Here is a 16,418-nt window from a genome sequence, read left to right on the forward strand (position 1 = left end):
CATGCACTGATATTCATAGGCTTACCAGGAAGAGTATGCACGCTCCAGGATTTTCATGCAAGCGGAAGGACCGATTCCGGACGATCGATTCACCGTGCGAAACGGCCCGGAGCCCGCTCGGAGCACAGGGGACGATACGGACGACCATGCATGAACATGCGGATAGAACGCCCGACGGAATTTCCCCCTGTCGCCCGTACCTACCGGTCGGTATCGTGGCGTCTCCGGCCCTTCCACCTTCCGGGAGCAGGTACGCATGACTGTCACTCACGACCAGGTCCAGGCCCGGCTCACCGGCCCCGGACAGCTCTTCGAGATGGAAGAGGTCCCCGGCCACGGCGGCACGGTCAGGACCTGGAAGCACGCTCCCGGCCATTTCCGGGCGCTCCTGGAGACGAGCAGGTTCCACGGCGACAAGGTCTTCCTCGTCTACGAGGACGAGCGCATCACCTACGAGGAGCACTTCCGGCGGGCCGCCACGCTGGCGCGGCGCCTGGTGGAGGAGTACGGCGTCGCCAAAGGCGACCGGGTGGCCATCGCCATGCGCAACTACCCCGAATGGGTCGTCTCCTTCTCCGCCGTGCTGGCCGCCGGAGCGGTCGCCGTCCCGCTCAACGCCTGGTGGACCACGCAGGAGCTGGAGTTCGGGCTCTCCGACTCCGGCGCCAAGGTGCTCATCGCCGACGGCGAGCGCGCCGGGAGGCTGGCCGGCACGGCGGTGCCCCTGATCGTGACGCGCGGCGAGGCCCCCGAGGGCGCCCGGTCGTTCGCGGACGTGCTGGGCGAGGTCGAGGCGGACGCGGCCCTGCCCGCGGTCGAGCTCTCGCCGGAGGACCCGGCCACGATCTTCTACACCTCCGGCACCACCGGCGTCCCCAAGGGCGCGCTCGGCAGCCACCGCAACGTCGGCCAGTCCCCGCTGACGGTGGCCTACAGCCTGCTGCGCGCCGTGGTCCGGGCGGGCAAGGACCCGGCCGAGTCCGCCGGGCAGCGCCGCGTCACCCTGCTGACCGTGCCGCTCTTCCACGTCACCGGCTGCTTCGCGGTGATGACCACCACGATGTTCACCGGCGGCGGACTGGTGCTGATGTACAAGTGGGACGCCGGGCGGGCGCTGGAGCTGATCGAGCGCGAGAAGGTCACCGTCTTCAGCGGCGTGCCCACCAACGTCTGGCAGCTGCTGTCCCACCCGGACCTGGACAAGTACGACGTCTCCAGCCTCGCCTCCCTGGGGTACGGCGGCGCGCCCGCCCCGCCCAGGCTGCTGGAGCGCATCACCGAGCAGCTGCCCAGCCGGGCCCCGTCCAACGGCTACGGCATGACCGAGACCACCGCCCTGGCGATCAACAACAGCGGCCAGGACTACGCGGCCAGGCCCGACAGCATCGGCCTGCCGATGCCCGTGGTCGAGGTCAAGATCGCCGATCCGCTCGGCGACGAGCTGCCCGCCGGCGAGGTCGGCGAGCTCTGCCTGCGCGGCCCGAACGTCATCCTGGGCTACTGGAACCGGCCCGAGGCCACCGCGGAGACCTTCGTGGGCGGCTGGCTGCACACCGGCGACCTGGCCCGGGTGGACGCCGACGGGTTCGTCTACATCGTGGACCGGGCCAAGGACATGGTCATCCGCGGCGGGGAGAACGTCTACTGCGCCGAGGTCGAGGCCGCGCTGTTCGAGCACCCGGCGGTGGACGACGCCGCGGTGATCGGCGTCCCGCACGACGAGCTCGGCGAGGAGGTCGGCGCGGTGGTGCGGCTGAAGTCCCCCGTCGCCCCCGAGGAGCTCCAGGCGTTCCTGCGCGAGCGGATCGCGGCGTTCAAGGTCCCGGTGCGCTTCTGGATCCGCGAGACCGAACTGCCCCGCAACCCCGGCGGCAAGATCCTCAAGACCCACCTCCGCAGGGAGGTCCTGGGCGCCTGAGCGGGCGGGTGCCGGGCGGTCTCCCCGCGCCCGCCCGGCACCCCCGGACCGCCCGCCCGGCAGCCCGGGACGGCGGGCCGGCCGAAAACGGTTTGCCTTCGGGCGGCCCGGAACCGAAACTAGCTGTTCGTGCCTGAAAATCCCGATCGCTCTCTCCGTACGCTCCTCCGCCACCTGCGGATGGACCTGAGTCCCCTGCGCGACTCCCGTGACTTCCGGCTGCTGTTCGGGTCGGGGGTGGTCACGATGTTCGGCACCTTCCTCACCCTCGTCGCGGTCCCGCTGCAGATGAAGCAGCTCACCGGCTCCCCCCTGGCGGTCGGCCTGGTCAGCGCGGCCGAGTTCGTGCCCATGGTCGTCTGCGGCCTGTGGGGCGGGGCGATCGCGGACGCCCTGGACCGCCGGAAGATCATCCTCTACACCGAGGCCGGGCTCTGCCTGACGATCCTGATCCTGCTCGTCAACGCCCTGCTGCCGGAGCCCCGGGTCTGGGTCCTGTACGCGGTCGGCGCGATGTCGGCCGCCTTCGGCAGTCTGCAGCGCCCCAGCCTCGAGTCGCTGATGCCGCGCGTGGTCCGGCACGACCAGCTGACCGCCGCCGCCGCGCTGAGCAGCTTCCGCTGGAACCTCGGCGCCATCATCGCCCCCGGCCTCAGCGGCCTGATCGCCGCCTCGTACGGCGTGGCCGCCGCCTACGCGATCAACCTGGGCACCTTCCTGGTCTCGCTGGCGCTGCTCTGGCCGGTGACGTCCCCGCCGCGGGACGAGGACGCGCCCGCCGCCTCGATCCGGTCGATGGTCGAGGGCGTGCGCTACGCCGTGGGCCGCCCCGACCTGATGGGCACCTACCTGGTGGACGTCGCCGCGATGGTCTTCGCCTTCTCCACCGCGCTCTACCCGTTCCTCGCCGACCAGGTCGGCAGCCCCGAGTCGCTCGGCCTGTTCTACTCCGCCGCCGCCGTCGGCTCGCTGATCGCCTCGGTCACCTCCGGCTGGACCACCCACGTCCACCGGCACGGCCTGGGCGTGATCCTGGCCGCCCTCGTGTGGGGCGCCGCGGTGGCGCTGGCCGCCGTCATGCCGAACGTGTGGGGCATCCTGGCCTTCTTCGCCGTGGCCGGGGCCGCCGACATGATCAGCGGCGTCTTCCGGGCGACCATCTGGAACCAGACCATCCCCGACTCCTACCGGGGCCGCCTGGCCGGGATCGAGCTGCTCTCCTACACCAGCGGCCCGATGCTGGGCAACGCCCGCGCGGGCCTGATGGACCACCTCGGCGGCACCCGCTTCTCCCTGGGCGCCGGCGGCCTGCTCTGCGTGGGCGCCGTCGCCGCCCTGGCCGGGCTGCTGCCGAAGTTCCGCACCTACGACGCCCGCACCGACGAGCACGCCGTCCGCGAGCGCACCCGCCGCGAGGAGCTCGCCCGCGCCTCGGCTCCGTGACCGCTGCGTGATGGCCCTGACGCGCTGCGTGGCGGTTGCTACGCTGGGCGCCATGACAGCCGAGGCCTGGAGCGTGGAGATGTCCCATCCTTCACTGCCCGAGTGGGTGTTCCCTCCCCCGGGAGGTTTCTCGGCGGACGACCTCGATCACATTCCGGATTTGCCCGCGCACACAGAGTTGATTGATGGAAGCTTGGTCTTCGTGAGTCCTCAGGCTTCCTTCCACATGCGGGCCGTAGACCTTCTCGCCTTCGGTCTCCGCCGGACCCTTCCCCGCGATCTCCGGGTACGCCGGGAGATGAGCATCGTCACGGGGAAGAGCCAGCGGCCCGAGCCCGACTTGAGCGTCATCCGGGCCTCGGCGGAGCAGGGTCCGGAGCAGACCTTCTACCGGGCCGAGGACGTCGTGCTCGTGGTCGAGGTGGTCTCGCCCGAGTCCAAGGACCGCGACCGCAAGCGCAAGCCGTCGCTCTACGCCGAGGCCCGGATCCCGCACTTCTGGATCGTGGAGAACGACTCCGGGCGCCCCGTCGTGCACGTCTACGAGTTCGACGAGGTCACCGGCGCCTACGCGATCACCGGCATCCACCACGACCGGCTCACGCTCTCCGCCCCCTTCGACGTCGACGTCGACCTGACGGAGATCGACCGGCTCTGAGGGACTCCGCGCCGGAGCCGGCCGCCCGCTCCGGCGCCCGGGGCCGCCGGTCACGGGATCGATCACTCCGCCTCGCGCCAGCCACCGTACTCCTCGGCCAGCTCGGTCAGGCGGGCCAGGTCGGCCGAGGACAGGGTCTCGTCGGGGTCCTCGACCACCGCCAGCCACTGCGCGTCCTCCGCGTCGTCCTCCCCCGCCAGGGTCTCCCGCACGACGGCGGGCAGGTCCAGGGCGGGGAACTCCTCCGCCACGGTCTCCGCGACCTCCTCGGCGTCGTCGCGGTCGGCGAACACCAGCAGGTGCCTCATCTCGTTTCCTTTCGGCCCCGCCGTCCGGCGGGGCGGATACCGGGGCGGCCGCGCGACACGCCGCCCTGCAAATCATGACCGCCGGACCCGCACACGCGAAGACCCCGGCGGCGGACTTCTCCCCGGCCGCATCCGGCCACGGCCGCACGAGGGCCCCGGCTCTCATCGTGTCCGGCCGGCGCGGAGCCCCGCCTCGCACCGCGTCCGGCCGCAGCCGCACGAAGGCCCCGGCGGTGCCCGCCGGGGCCTTCGCCTACCGCTCCGGCGTCAGGCGCCGCGGAGCCGGGCGCCGGTGCGCTCGCCCGCCAGGGCCACGGCCGCGTCGCGGGCCGCGGTGGTCTCCTCGACGGTCAGCGTCCGGTCCGGCGCGCGGAAGCGCAGCGTGTAGGCCAGGGACTTGTTGCCCTCGCCGACCTGCACTCCGGCGTAGACGTCGAACAGCCGGATCGTCTCCAGGAGCGCTCCGGCCCCCTCGCGCAGCGCCGCCTCCACCTCGGCCACCGGGACGGCCGCATCGACGATCAGTGCCACGTCCTGGGTGGCGACCGGGTAGGCGGAGATCGCGGGCGTCTCCACCGGGCCGGGCAGCGCCGCCTCCAGCCGGGTCAGCTCCAGCTCCATCGCGCAGGTGCGCGGCGGCAGGCCGTACGCCTCCACGACGCGGGGGTGGAGCTCGCCGGCGTGGCCGACGAGGGTCTCCCCGGCGTACAGCGCGGCGCAGCGGCCCGGATGCCAGGGCTCGTGCCGGTCGGCGCGGACCTCCAGGACGACCCCGGCCTCGCGGGCCACCGTGCGGGCGGCCTCCACGGCGTCCGCCCAGGTGGCCGGGGCGCCCTTGCCCCACCAGCCGGAGCGGGCGAACTCCCCGGCCAGGACGACCGCGACCCGCCTCGGCTGCGCGGGCAGCGCCGCCTCGATCGAGGCCAGTTCCTCGTCGGTCGGCCGGCGCTCCACACCCAGCACGGGCGCGGTCGCCGGCGCGTCCGCGCCGGGCCGGTAGACCAGGCCCGTCTCGAACAGCGCGACGTCCCCCGCGCCCCGGCCCGCGTTGCGCACCAGGGTCTTCAGCAGGCCCGGCAGCAGCGTGGTCCGCATCAGCGGCTCGTCCTCGCTCAGCGGGTTGGCCAGCCGTACGGTGCGGCGGCGCGCGTCGCCCTCGGGGAGCTGCAGGCGGTCGAGGTCGCGCTCCCCCATGAACGGGTAGGCCAGGACCTCGACGTAGCCGGCCGCCGCCAGCGCCCGGCCGACCCTGCGGCGCAGCCGCTGGCCCTCGGTGAGACCGGCCCCCGCCGGGGCGGCGGGCAGCACCGAGGGGAGGTTCTCGTAGCCCTCGAGCCGGATGACCTCCTCCGCCAGGTCGTTGGGGTCGGTCAGGTCGGGCCGCCAGGACGGCGGCACGACCGTCAGCATGTCGGCGCCGGTCACCGCGAGCCGGGCCGCCAGGCCGTCGGCCGCCTCGGCTTCCTCGGCGCCCTCGGTGACGGTGCAGCCGACCTGCTCCAGACGGCGGATCACGGTCTGGCGGTCGTAGCGCATCCCGGCGACCCTGCCGGGGTGACCGCTCGGGATGGCGATGCGGACCGGCTCGACCTCGGCCTCGGCGCAGGTCACGCCCGGCTGGATCGTGCCGCCGCCCAGCTCCGCCAGGAGCCGCGCCGCGCGCCAGGAGGCGTACAGCGGCAGCTCCCGGTCCACGCCCCGCTCGAAGCGCTTGGACGCCTCGCTGACCAGGTTGTGGCGGCGCGACATGCGCGCGATCCCGCTGGGGGCGAAGTGCGCGGCCTCGATGACGATGTCGGTGGAGTCGTCGGAGATCTCGGTGTGCAGCCCGCCCATCGTCCCGGCCATCGCGATGGCGCCCGAGGCGTCGGTGATCAGGACGTCCTCGGGGTGGAGCGCGCGCACGACGTGGTCGAGCGTCTCCAGGGTCTCCCCCGGCTCCGCCCGCCGCACCACGATCTCCCCGCTGAGCTTCGCCGCGTCGAAGGCGTGCAGCGGCTGGCCGAGTTCGAGCATCACGTAGTTGGTGACGTCCACGGCGAGCGAGACCGGCCGCATGCCCGCGCGCGTCAACCGGGCCCGCATCCAGAACGGGCTCGGGGCGTGCGGGTCGAAGCCGCGGACGGCGCGCAGCACGAAGCGGTCGCACGCGGTCGGGTCGGCGATCGAGGCCGGGTGGGACGGGCCGGTCTCCGCGGGCGGGGACAGGTCGGCCGGGTCGCGGAAGGCGACGCCGAAGGCGGTGGCGACCTCGCGGGCCACCCCCCGGACGGACAGCGCGTAGCCGATGTCCGGGGTGATCTCCAGCTCGATGACGTCCTCGCGCAGGCCGAGCAGCTCGACCACGTCGGCGCCGATGGGGGTGTCGGCGGGCAGCAGCATGATGCCGCCGTGGTCGTCGCCCAGGCCCAGCTCGCGCTCGGAGCAGATCATGCCCTCGGACATGCGCCCGTAGGTCTTGCGGGCGCCGACCTCGAACCCGCCGGGCAGCACGCCGCCGGGCAGCACGACCGGCACCCGGTCGCCGGCGGTGAAGTTCGTCGCACCGCACACGATCTGGCGCGGCGCGGCCTCCCCCACCTCGACCTGGCAGTGGCGGATGGGCTTCTTGAAGCCCTCGAGCTCCTCGACGGAGAGCACCTCGCCGACCACGACGTTCTTGACGTCGTGGCCGTGGGAGGTGATCGCCTCCAGCTTGAGCCCGGCGGCGGTGAGCCTGTCGGCGATCTCGTGGGCGGTGACGGCGGGGAGATCGACGTACTCCCGCAGCCATGAAAGCGGGACCTTCATCAGACCTCCATTCCGAACGGGAGAGTGAAGCGGGCGTCGCCTTCGACCATGTCGCGCATGTCCTCGGCGTTGTGGCGGAACATCAGGGTGCGCTCGACGCCCATGCCGAACGCGAAGCCGCTGTAGCGGTCGGGGTCCACTCCGCAGGCGACGAGCACCCGGGGGTTGACCATGCCGCAGCCGCCCCACTCGATCCAGCCCTCGGACTTGCAGGTACGGCAGTGCGGGTTGCCCGGGACCGCGGAGGCACCCCGGCAGACGAAGCACTTCAGGTCCATCTCGGCCGACGGCTCGGTGAACGGGAAGTAGTTGGGCCGGAACCGGGTGCTGATGCCCGTGCCGAACATGACCTCGGCGAAGCGGTCCAGGGTGCCCTTCAGGTGGGCCATCGTCAGGCCCTCGTCGACCGCCAGCCCCTCGATCTGGTGGAAGACCGGGGTGTGGGTGGCGTCGAGCTCGTCGGTGCGGAACACCTTGCCCGGCGAGATCACGTAGACCGGCAGCTCCCTGCTGAGCAGCGCCCGGATCTGCACCGGCGAGGTCTGCGTGCGCAGCACCTTGCCCGAGTCTGCCGACTCCACGAAGAAGGTGTCGTGCTCCGAGCGCGCCGGGTGGTCGGGCGAGATGTTGAGGGCGTCGAAGTTGAACCACTCGCCCTCCAGCTCGGGCCCCTCCGCCACCTCGTAGCCCATCGCGACGAACGCGTCGGCGATGCGCTCCTGCAGCGTGGTCAGCGGGTGGCGGGCGCCCCGCGGGAGGCGGTCCCACGGGAGCGTGACGTCGACGGTCTCCTCGACGAGGACCCGCTCGTCCCGCTCGGCCTCCAGTTGGGCCTGGCGTTCGGCGAGGGCGTCGGCGATGGCCTTGCGGGCGCCGCCGACGCGCTTGCCGGCCTCGGCGCGGGCCGCGGGGGGCAGCACGCCGATCTCGCGGTTGGCCAGGGCGATCGGTGAGCGGTCACCGGCGTGGGCGAGCCGTACCTGCTTGAGTTCGTCGAGGTCGCGCGCAGCCGTGACGGCTTCGAGCGCTTCGGCCTGCATGCGCGCCATCTCATCGGCGTGCAGCGGCGTCACCTCGACCGGGTCGTAGTTAGACAAGAGAGAGCTCCGAATCCAGGGCTTGAGCGGCCACGAGTCTAGTCGCTGAAGCGGTCGGGCCCCGCCGGGGAATCCCGGGCGGGCCGGGGTAATCCTCCCGCGGCGCGGGGCGGGCGTGCACGACCGGCGTCAGAGTGCCCACCGGGCCGCGTGCCTCCGCCGTTCAGGCGAAGTCGGGGGTGCCGGTGGGCACGGTAAATCGGAACTCGGCCCCGCCCTCGGGGCCCCGCTGCACGGACACGGTGCCGCCGTGCGCCTCGATGAGGCCCTTGACGATGAACAGGCCGAGCCCGGTGCCGCCGCGGCGGCGGGCGTTGCCCCGCCAGAACTGCCGGAACACGCGCGTGGCCAGCTCGGGCGGGATGCCCTCTCCCTGGTCACGGACGGACACGGTGACTCCCCATTCGTTCGGCTCCATGGCTATTGTCACCGTACCCCGGCCGTGGCGCACCGCGTTTTCCAGCAGGTTGGCCAGGACCTGGTCGATCTTGTCCTGGTCGAGCCAGGTCTCGGGCAGCTCGCCGTCCACCTGGAGCCGGAAGCGGTCCTCCGGCTCTCCGGCGGCGACCCGCCCGGCGATCAGCCGGCGTGCCCGGGCGGGCAGGTCGACCACCTGCCGGTGGATCTCCAGCCGGCCCGACTCGATCCGGGAGACGTCGAGCAACTCGGTGATCAGCCGGGTCACCCGGTCGGCGTCGGCGTTGACCGTCTCCAGCATGACCAGCTTCTGGTCGTCGGTGAAGCGCGACCACTTGGCCAGGAGCGTGGCGGTGAACCCCTTGACGCTGGTCAGCGGGGAGCGGAGCTCGTGGGCGACGGTGGAGACCAGGTCGGCGCGGCTGCGCTCCAGCCGGGCGCGGGCTCCGGCGTCGCGCATCGTGACGACCACGCGGACGACCTCACCGCCCCGCTCGGGCCGGCGCACCAGACGCACGGCGACGAGCAGCTCCTGACCGCCGGGGGTGCGCAGCGGGAGCTCGGGCTGGCGGGTGCGGGTGGGCAGCCCGCCGTACGGGTCGAGCCACTTCCACCAGTCGCGGCCGTCCTGGTCCTGCAGGCAGAACACGTCCCGCACGTGGCGTCCGACGGCCCGCTCCCGGGTGATCCCGGTCAGGCGGGCGGCGGCGCGGTTGACGGTCAGCACGTGGCCGTCGCGGTCGGTCACCACGAGGCCGTCGGGAAGGTCGTCGACGCCGATCGCGCATGGGGAGTCAGCGCCCCGCTCGTCGGTGTGTTCGCCGTGCACGACCCCGCCTCCTCGGACTCCAAGGCCGACAATAGCGGGTTTCCCGCGTCCTACGGCAGCCTCGGCCCGGGGGCCGGGGGCGAACCGGCGCGCTGGAACCGGGCGGATGCGTACAGACACACCGCCGCCGCGGTGGCGAGGTTGAGGCTCTCGGCGCGGCCGTAGATCGGCACCCGGACGACGTCGTCCGCCAGCCGCAGGAGCTCCTCGGGCAGCCCCCAGGCCTCGTTGCCGAAGAGCCACGCGGTCGGCCCGGACAGGTCCACGTCGTCCAGCGTGCGCGTTCCCGCGCCGTCGGCGGCGAGCACGCGCAGCCCGGACTCCTTGAGCCTGGCCACCGCCTGCGCCACCGGCGCCCCCGTGGCGACCGGCAGGTGGAACAGGCTGCCCGCGCTGGCCCGGACGCACTTGCCGTTGTAGGGATCGACCGAGGCGTCGGTGAAGACCACCGCGTCGGCGCCGGCGGCGTCGGCCGAGCGCAGCACCGTCCCGGCGTTGCCGGGGTCGCGGACGTGCGCCAGGACCGCGACCAGGCGGGCGCCGGCGGCGACGGCGCGCTCCAGCGGCACGTGCACGAAGCGGCAGACCGCCAGCAGGCCCTGCGGGGTGACGGTCTGGGCGAGCTCGGCCATGACCTCCCCGCTGGTCCGCAGGACCGGTATCCCCGCGGCCCGCGCCGCGAAGACGATCTCGGCGTGCCGCAGTTCGGCCTCGGCCGTGGTGAACAGCTCCACCACGACGTCGTCCAGGGCCAGCGCCTCGCGGACCGCCTGCGGCCCCTCGGCGAGGAAGGACCGGTCGCGGTCCCGGAAGGCCCGCTTGGTCAGCCGTCTCGCGGCCTTGACCCGCGGCGACTTGATGTTCGTCAGCTCAGAACCCGCCATACCCGTCCCTCGAGAGAACCCGCGTACATGCGAACGCGGCCCGCAGCGTGATCGCTGCGGACCGCGTTCTCAACGGCGCCGGACCCGGCCGGCGACCCGTGTGTCCCGGTCTCAGGCGACCGGCGCGTTCACGTCGGCCGGGAGCGCCTTCTTGGCGGCCTCGACCAGCGTCGCGAACGTGGCGGCGTCGTTCACCGCGAGGTCGGCGAGGATCTTGCGGTCGACCTCGATGGAGGCCAGGCGCAGACCCTGGATGAGCCGGTTGTAGGTGATGCCGTTCTGGCGGGCAGCGGCGTTGATGCGCTGGATCCACAGACGGCGGAAGGTGCCCTTGCGGTCCTTGCGGTCCCGGTAGGCGTAGGTCATCGAGTGGAGCATCTGCTCCTTGGCCTTGCGGTACAGACGCGACCGCTGGCCCCGGTAACCGCTCGCCCGCTCGAGAACGACCCTGCGCTTCTTCTTGGCGTTGATCGCCCGCTTCACGCGTGCCATGTGTATCTATCTCCCCGGGATCGTTACTTAGCGAGCAGCTTCTTGATCTTCTTCGAGTCGGCGTCGGACAGCACGACCTCGGGCTTGAGACGGCGCGTCAGGGTGGACGACTTCCACTCGTTGTAGTGCGCGCGGTTGGCGCGGCGCCGCTTGATCTTGCCGGAGCCCGTGACCCGGAACCGCTTCTTCGCACCGCTGTGCGTCTTCATCTTCGGCATCTCAGCCGTATCTCCCTCGATCGCGCCGATGTCCCGGGCCGGTGACCCGAGTCAAGGGCATGCCTGACTGCGAGACCGGACCCGGTCCCGGATTCTTCTCGCGGCCGCCTGAGCGTTCAGGCTATGCGAGTCACTCCTGCGGAGCGGCCGCCTCGTCGGTGACGGGCGTCTCGGTCCCCGCAGACTCTCCGCCGCGCTGCGCCTTGGCCGCCGCCTTCTCGGCCTTGGCCTCGGCCTTCTTCTTGTGCGGGCCGATCACCATGATCATGTTACGGCCGTCCTGCTTGGGCTGGGACTCCACGAAGCCGAGCTCCGTGACGTCCTCGGCCAGCCGCTGCAGGAGCCGGAAGCCCAGCTCGGGCCGGGACTGCTCCCGGCCGCGGAACATGATCGTGACCTTGACCTTGTCCCCGGCCTTGAGGAACCGCACCACGTGACCCTTCTTGGTCTCGTAGTCGTGCGGGTCGATCTTCGGCCGGAGCTTGATCTCCTTGATGATCGTGTACGCCTGGTTCCGGCGCGCCTCGCGTGCCTTCATGGCCGACTCGTACTTGAACTTGCCGTAGTCCATGAGCTTGCACACAGGCGGGCGAGCCGTCGCCGCGACCTCGACGAGGTCGAGGTCGGACTCCTGAGCCAGCTTCAGAGCATCGCCGATGGAGACGATGCCCACCTGTTCGCCGTTCGGGCCGACGAGGCGCACCTCGGGCACACGAATACGGTCGTTGATGCGGGGCTCGGCGCTGATGGGGCCTCCTAGGTTGCGATCCGCCGCCCTTCGGCGGGCGGCTGCCACGTGCTCGATCGTGCCGGGAGGTCGCGCATGCGCACCCTCACGCGGGAGGGCGTGGAACGCAAAGTGCCCCGCACGTCGCGCATGCGGGGCCACATGGACTCACGAACCCTACGCCGTAAGCCCTCCGGGGTCAGCCGGAGTGATCCTTGACCTGCCGACCTCGCGGCCGACCAGGTGGGAGGGAGACCTCCGCTTGCGCGTCCGGCAGGCATGCCGGACCGATCGAGTAGTCACACTACCACAACCGTGCGCGACCTCCGAATCATCCCCTTGTCGATATACAGATGGTCGATATATAAAGATCACATGAGCGAACGTCCGATGCAGGAGCCCACGTTCCTGATCCTCACGGCCCTCGCCGCAGGCCCCCAGCACGGCTACGGGGTGATCACCGACGTGCGGGAGATCTCCGCCGGCCGGGTCGTCCTGCGTGCCGGGACCCTCTACGCCGCCCTCGACCGGCTCCAGGCCGAGGGGCTCATCGCGGACGACCGCGAGGAGGTCGTGGACGGTCGCGTCCGCCGCTACTACCGGCTGACCGACTCCGGCGGCGCCCGCCTGACGGCCGAGACCGAACGGCTCCGCCGGCACACCGAGGTCGCCACCACCCGGCTGCGCGCCCGCCTCGCCGGCGGCGCGGCCTTCCACGGCCTCGCCGGAGGCGCACTCTCCGGCCGCGGGCTCGCGGGGGGTGCCGCGTGACCGACCTGGAGGACCGTTACCGCAGGCTCTTCGCCTGGTATCCGCCCGAACACCGCGCCCGGCACGAAGAGGAGATGATCGCGGTCCTGCTCGCGTCGGCCCGGTCCGGCCAGACGCGTCCCGGCCTCCGCGACGCGGCCGACCTGCTGCTCGGCGCCCTGAAGATCCGCCTGCGCCACGCCTTCGGCCGCGGATCGGCCCCCCTGTGGCGGGACGCGCTGAACGCGGCGGCGGTCGTCGCACCGCTCTCCCTGCTGGTCACCGAGCTCGGCTCGGTCGCCGGGCTCCTGGCCTCGGCGGGCGGCCTCCCGCCGTCCTACACGCTGATCCAGCTCGCGTTCCTGCTCCCCCAGGCGCTCGTCGTGGCCCTGGCGCTGCGCGGTCCCCGCTGGGGCGCGGCGGCCTGCGCGTGGCTCTGGGCTGGCACGGGAACCGCCGCCTTCGTGTGGGCGGCCCTGGACGTGATCGCCTCTCTCGGTCCAGGCACCTACTCGGTGGATCCCCTCACTCCCGGGATGGTCGCGGAACGGGCCGGTCCGCTCGTCGTCTCCGCGCTCCTGCTGACGGCCGCCCCCGATCCCGCCTCGGGTGCGCGGTCGATCGGCCACCGGACGCTGCTGCGCTGGTCGGCCGCGACCGTCGCAGCGCTGAGCGCCGTCTCCGCCCTCTCACTGATCACCGCGCCCGGTCACGGCCTCGCCGGTCTGCTCCTGCCCCTGCTGACCGCGATGGCCTGCGGCACCGCCAGCCGCCACGCGACCGGGCGGCGCGGCATCGTGCTGCTCGCCCCGCTGTTGCTCGCCGTCGCGGGATACCGCCCGGCAGACCTGCTCTCCTCCGGCGAACCGCTCGTCATGGCGGTCGAGGCGATGCTCCTGGCCGTCGTCTTCGTCGTTGCCCGGCGCGGCTTTCGGCCGTACGGCTCCGGGACGGTCAGCTCGCCCGACCGGCTCGTCTGAGGATCTCCGCCTCACCGGCCGCCCGCATCGCCTCCACCGGCACATCCGTCCGGCCGGTCATCAGCTCGACCTGCCGGACGGCCTGGTGCAGCAGCATCGGGAAGCCGCCGACCACGGTCCCGCCGGCCCGCCGTACGGCGTGCGCCAAGCGGGTGGGCCAGGGGGCGTAGACCACGTCGAAGACCGCGGGGACGCGGGCGGCCACCAGGCCGGCGAAACCGTCCGCCGCCCCGGACGGCAGGGTGGAGACCACCAGGTCCGCGTCCAGGACCGCGTCGAGCTTGTCGAAGGTCTGCACCGCCAGGGCCGTGCCCAGCCGTTCGGCCACCTCGGCGGTCTCCCCCGCCCTGGCCGGGTCGCGGACCACCAGCGTGGCCTCGCCCAGGCCCAGCTCGCGCAGGGCGGCCAGCGCGGAGGCGGCCGTCGCCCCGCCGCCCAGGACCACCGCGGACCGGGGCGGCGCCACCCCGGCCTCGGCCAGCGCCCGCACGATGCCGTACACGTCGGTGTTGTCGCCATGCCGGGCGCCGCCGGACAGGACCACGGTGTTGGCTCCGCCCACCTCGACGGCGAGGTCGGAGACGGTGTCGAGCAGCGGGAGCACCGCCCGCTTGAGCGGCATGGTCAGCGAGAGCCCGGCCCATCCGGGACCGAGCCCGCCGAGCAGCGCGGGCAGGGCCGCCTCGTCGCACTCGATCGCCTCGTAGCTCCAGCCGTCCAGGCCGAGCGCCGCGTAGGCGGCCCGGTGCAGGTACGGCGAGAGCGAGTGGGCGATCGGCGATCCCAGGACCGCCGCCCTCGTCACGGCCTCCGGCACGGACTCCGTCATCCGCCCGCCCGATTCCTCTCGAACTTGGCCTTGAGCCGGATGAACTCCGTCTCGGTCACGGCGAACTCGGTCAGCCGCCGCGCCGGGTCGGTGGTCACGAAGAAGAACCAGTCGCCCTCGGGGGGGTTGAGCGCGGCCTGGATCGCGTGGTCGCCGGGGTTGCTGATCGGCCCCGGCGGCAGCCCGGTCCTGGCGTAGGTGTTGTAGGGCGAGGTGCTCTCGGTCTCGGCACTGGTCGCGGCGATGCCGTACTTGTTCAGCCCGTAGAACACCGTGCTGTCCATCTCCAGCTCCCGCCCCTTCTCCAGGCGGTTGTAGATGACCCGGGCCATCTTGCCCATGTCGCTGACCCGGCCGGCCTCGGCCTGGACGATGCTGGCGATCGTCATGATCTCGTGCGGCGTGCGGCCGAGCTCCTTGGCCCCGGCGACCAGCTTGTCCTTGTCGGCGGTGTCGTGGAAGCGCTCGACCATCGCGGCCAGGATGTCGGCGGCCGACATCTTGGGCGTGATGTCGTACGTGGCGGGGAACGCGTAGCCCTCCAGCCTGCCCCTGGCGTAGCCGGGCAGGCCCAGCGCCTTGGCGTTCTTGGCGGCCTGCTGGAAGTCCTTCAGCGGCCGGCCCGTCGCCTTGGCCAGGGTGGTGAGGGTGTCCGTCAGGCGCAGCCCCTCCTTGAGGGTGACCCGGTCCATCAGCTGCTTGCTCGGGTCGAGGAGCGCGACCGCCGCGGCGGCGGACATCTGCTTGCGCAGGGTGTAGGTGCCCGGCTGCAGGGAGGAGCTCTTGCCGGCCGCGGCGATGGCGTTGGTGAAGGCCTTGGCGCTCTTGACCACGCCCTGCTCCTCCAGCGTCCGGGCGACGTCGGTGGCGCTCTGCCCCGCCGTGATCTCCACGGAGACCTCGCCGGTGCCCTGACCGGTGTAGTCGTCCGGGGTCATCACGTCGCTCAGCCACGTGTAGCCGTAGTAGCCGCCGGCGCCGATGCCGCCCACCAGGATGAGCAGCGCGAGCATGGGGGCCAGGAAGCCGCCCTTGTTCCGGCGCCGCTTGCGGCGGCGGCCACGCCTGCCGCCGTCGCGCCCCGAGGACGCGCGCGACCGGCGCCGCGACCGACCGTCGTCGTCCTCGGCGCCGACCAGGAAGTCCATGTCAAGGTCATTCATGATTCGCTGGCCAATCTCCCGGCACGGACGGTCCGGCGTCAAGTGAATCTTCCGAACCGTGGAGCTTCACCGAGCTGAACATCCAGGTCCACCGGGTCTTCGCCCCCGATGTCCTGATGCGCGCCGCCCGGCTGCGGGGAACGGCGAATCCTCCTCCGGGCATCAGCCTGCCCCGAGGTATCTGCTCAGCTCTTCCCGGTATCCCGCCAACTCACTCTCTTCGTCAAGGAATTTCGCGATTCTATGCTCCGGATCTACAGCCACAAACCGATACCAACCAACTCGATCTGAGTGTGACCCCCACAAAGAGTACGGTGTCGCCCACGCGCACGGGCGGGCCGATCACCTGCCGATCACCGGCCGGTCGTCCGCCCGCCGGACCGGTCATCGGCCGGCCGGACCGCCGCTCTCCCCGCCGGGCCGGCCGTCCGGCGCCGCCACGGGGCTGCCCGGCGCCCTGCCGGTGGCGCGCTCGGCATCGAGGGCCGCCTGGAGCAGCACGACCGCCGCCGCCTGGTCCACCACCCCGCGCTGGTTCTTCGCCTTCACGCCGCTGGCCCGCAGGCCCTGCTGGGCGGTGACCGTGGTGAGCCGCTCGTCGAACAGCCGCACCGGGACGGGCGCCAGCCGCGCGGCGATCCGGACGGCGAACGCGCGGGCGAGTTCCGCGGCCTGTCCTTCCCTGCCGGAGAGCGAGGTGGGCAGGCCGACCACGACCTCGACGGCCTCGTGCTCGGCCGCGAGCTCCGCGAGCCGCTCCAGGTCGCCCCTGCCGCGCCGTACGGTCTCCACCGGGGTGGCCAGCAGGCCCGAGGGGTCGCTGCGGGCCACGCCGATGCGCACCGAGCCGACGTCGACGCCCAGCCGTATGCCGTTTCTCATGCCGTTCTTTCCCGCGCCCGCGCACCGGGGTCC

General features: G+C 72.5%; 16 protein-coding genes. 5 read left to right on the forward strand and 11 right to left on the reverse strand.

The features are described 5' to 3' along the window. Nucleotides 1-256: 256 nt before the first annotated feature. The 3 genes from HS045_RS22970 to HS045_RS22980 all read left to right on the forward strand — a co-directional run bounded on the left by HS045_RS22970 (nucleotide 257) and on the right by HS045_RS22980 (nucleotide 4,019). On the forward strand, nucleotides 257-1,918 hold the full coding sequence (locus HS045_RS22970; RefSeq protein WP_196453478.1) for a class I adenylate-forming enzyme family protein: 1,662 nt from the start codon (nucleotides 257-259) through the stop codon (nucleotides 1,916-1,918). A 180-nt stretch (nucleotides 1,919-2,098) separates the two neighbouring features. Then, nucleotides 2,099-3,361: an MFS transporter gene (locus HS045_RS22975; protein WP_196453479.1), complete on the forward strand. Its 1,263-nt coding sequence runs from the start codon at nucleotides 2,099-2,101 to the stop codon at nucleotides 3,359-3,361. Between the two features lie 79 nt (nucleotides 3,362-3,440). Then, the gene (locus HS045_RS22980) at nucleotides 3,441-4,019 is read left to right on the forward strand and encodes a Uma2 family endonuclease (RefSeq protein ID WP_196453803.1); all 579 of its coding nucleotides are present in this window, start codon (nucleotides 3,441-3,443) and stop codon (nucleotides 4,017-4,019) included. Between the two features lie 62 nt (nucleotides 4,020-4,081). On the opposite strand, the gene HS045_RS22985 is transcribed toward HS045_RS22980, so the two are convergent. The 8 genes from HS045_RS22985 to infC all read right to left on the reverse strand — a co-directional run bounded on the left by HS045_RS22985 (nucleotide 4,082) and on the right by infC (nucleotide 11,802). Beyond that, nucleotides 4,082-4,327: a hypothetical protein gene (locus tag HS045_RS22985; protein WP_196453480.1), complete on the reverse strand. Its 246-nt coding sequence runs from the start codon at nucleotides 4,325-4,327 to the stop codon at nucleotides 4,082-4,084. 267 nt (nucleotides 4,328-4,594) lie between these two features. After that, nucleotides 4,595-7,117: a phenylalanine--tRNA ligase subunit beta gene (gene pheT / locus HS045_RS22990; protein ID WP_196453481.1), complete on the reverse strand. Its 2,523-nt coding sequence runs from the start codon at nucleotides 7,115-7,117 to the stop codon at nucleotides 4,595-4,597. Then, nucleotides 7,117-8,166, reverse strand: a complete 1,050-nt coding sequence (gene pheS / locus HS045_RS22995; RefSeq protein ID WP_196453804.1) for a phenylalanine--tRNA ligase subunit alpha — start codon at nucleotides 8,164-8,166, stop codon at nucleotides 7,117-7,119. The genes pheT and pheS overlap by 1 nt, the downstream gene beginning before the upstream one ends. A 211-nt stretch (nucleotides 8,167-8,377) precedes the next feature. Beyond that, nucleotides 8,378-9,460, reverse strand: a complete 1,083-nt coding sequence (locus tag HS045_RS23000) for an ATP-binding protein (RefSeq protein ID WP_196453482.1) — start codon at nucleotides 9,458-9,460, stop codon at nucleotides 8,378-8,380. A 50-nt stretch (nucleotides 9,461-9,510) separates the two neighbouring features. Then, nucleotides 9,511-10,344, reverse strand: a complete 834-nt coding sequence (locus HS045_RS23005) for an RNA methyltransferase (RefSeq protein ID WP_196453483.1) — start codon at nucleotides 10,342-10,344, stop codon at nucleotides 9,511-9,513. Between the two features lie 111 nt (nucleotides 10,345-10,455). Beyond that, entirely contained in the window at nucleotides 10,456-10,836 is a 381-nt protein-coding gene (rplT, locus tag HS045_RS23010) for a 50S ribosomal protein L20 (RefSeq protein WP_068895365.1), read from the reverse strand. 23 nt (nucleotides 10,837-10,859) lie between these two features. Beyond that, on the reverse strand, nucleotides 10,860-11,054 hold the full coding sequence (gene rpmI, locus HS045_RS23015) for a 50S ribosomal protein L35 (protein WP_196453484.1): 195 nt from the start codon (nucleotides 11,052-11,054) through the stop codon (nucleotides 10,860-10,862). Between the two features lie 130 nt (nucleotides 11,055-11,184). Further along, nucleotides 11,185-11,802 (reverse strand): translation initiation factor IF-3, encoded by a 618-nt coding sequence (infC, locus tag HS045_RS23020; protein ID WP_307827687.1) that lies wholly within the window; start codon nucleotides 11,800-11,802, stop codon nucleotides 11,185-11,187. A 354-nt stretch (nucleotides 11,803-12,156) separates the two neighbouring features. On the opposite strand from infC, the gene HS045_RS23025 reads away from it, so the two are divergent. Then, the gene (locus HS045_RS23025) at nucleotides 12,157-12,552 is read left to right on the forward strand and encodes a PadR family transcriptional regulator (protein ID WP_230884542.1); all 396 of its coding nucleotides are present in this window, start codon (nucleotides 12,157-12,159) and stop codon (nucleotides 12,550-12,552) included. Beyond that, nucleotides 12,549-13,511, forward strand: a complete 963-nt coding sequence (locus HS045_RS23030; protein ID WP_196453485.1) for a hypothetical protein — start codon at nucleotides 12,549-12,551, stop codon at nucleotides 13,509-13,511. Before HS045_RS23025 ends, HS045_RS23030 begins: the two co-directional genes overlap by 4 nt. Here HS045_RS23030 and HS045_RS23035 read toward each other — a convergent pair. From HS045_RS23035 to ruvX, 3 genes are all read right to left on the reverse strand, one after another. Beyond that, nucleotides 13,486-14,340 carry a shikimate dehydrogenase gene (locus tag HS045_RS23035; protein WP_196453486.1) on the reverse strand — a complete coding sequence of 285 codons (855 nt, stop codon included), beginning with the start codon at nucleotides 14,338-14,340 and terminating at the stop codon, nucleotides 13,486-13,488. The genes HS045_RS23030 and HS045_RS23035 overlap by 26 nt on opposite strands. Further along, on the reverse strand, nucleotides 14,337-15,503 hold the full coding sequence (mltG, locus tag HS045_RS23040; protein ID WP_196453487.1) for an endolytic transglycosylase MltG: 1,167 nt from the start codon (nucleotides 15,501-15,503) through the stop codon (nucleotides 14,337-14,339). Before mltG ends, HS045_RS23035 begins: the two co-directional genes overlap by 4 nt. 384 nt (nucleotides 15,504-15,887) lie before the next feature. Continuing rightward, nucleotides 15,888-16,385, reverse strand: a complete 498-nt coding sequence (ruvX, locus tag HS045_RS23045; protein WP_196453488.1) for a Holliday junction resolvase RuvX — start codon at nucleotides 16,383-16,385, stop codon at nucleotides 15,888-15,890. Nucleotides 16,386-16,418 lie beyond the last annotated feature (33 nt).

Origin of the sequence: Planomonospora sp. ID82291, from assembly GCF_015711645.1 — a bacterium.
Lineage (GTDB): Bacteria > Actinomycetota > Actinomycetes > Streptosporangiales > Streptosporangiaceae > Planomonospora.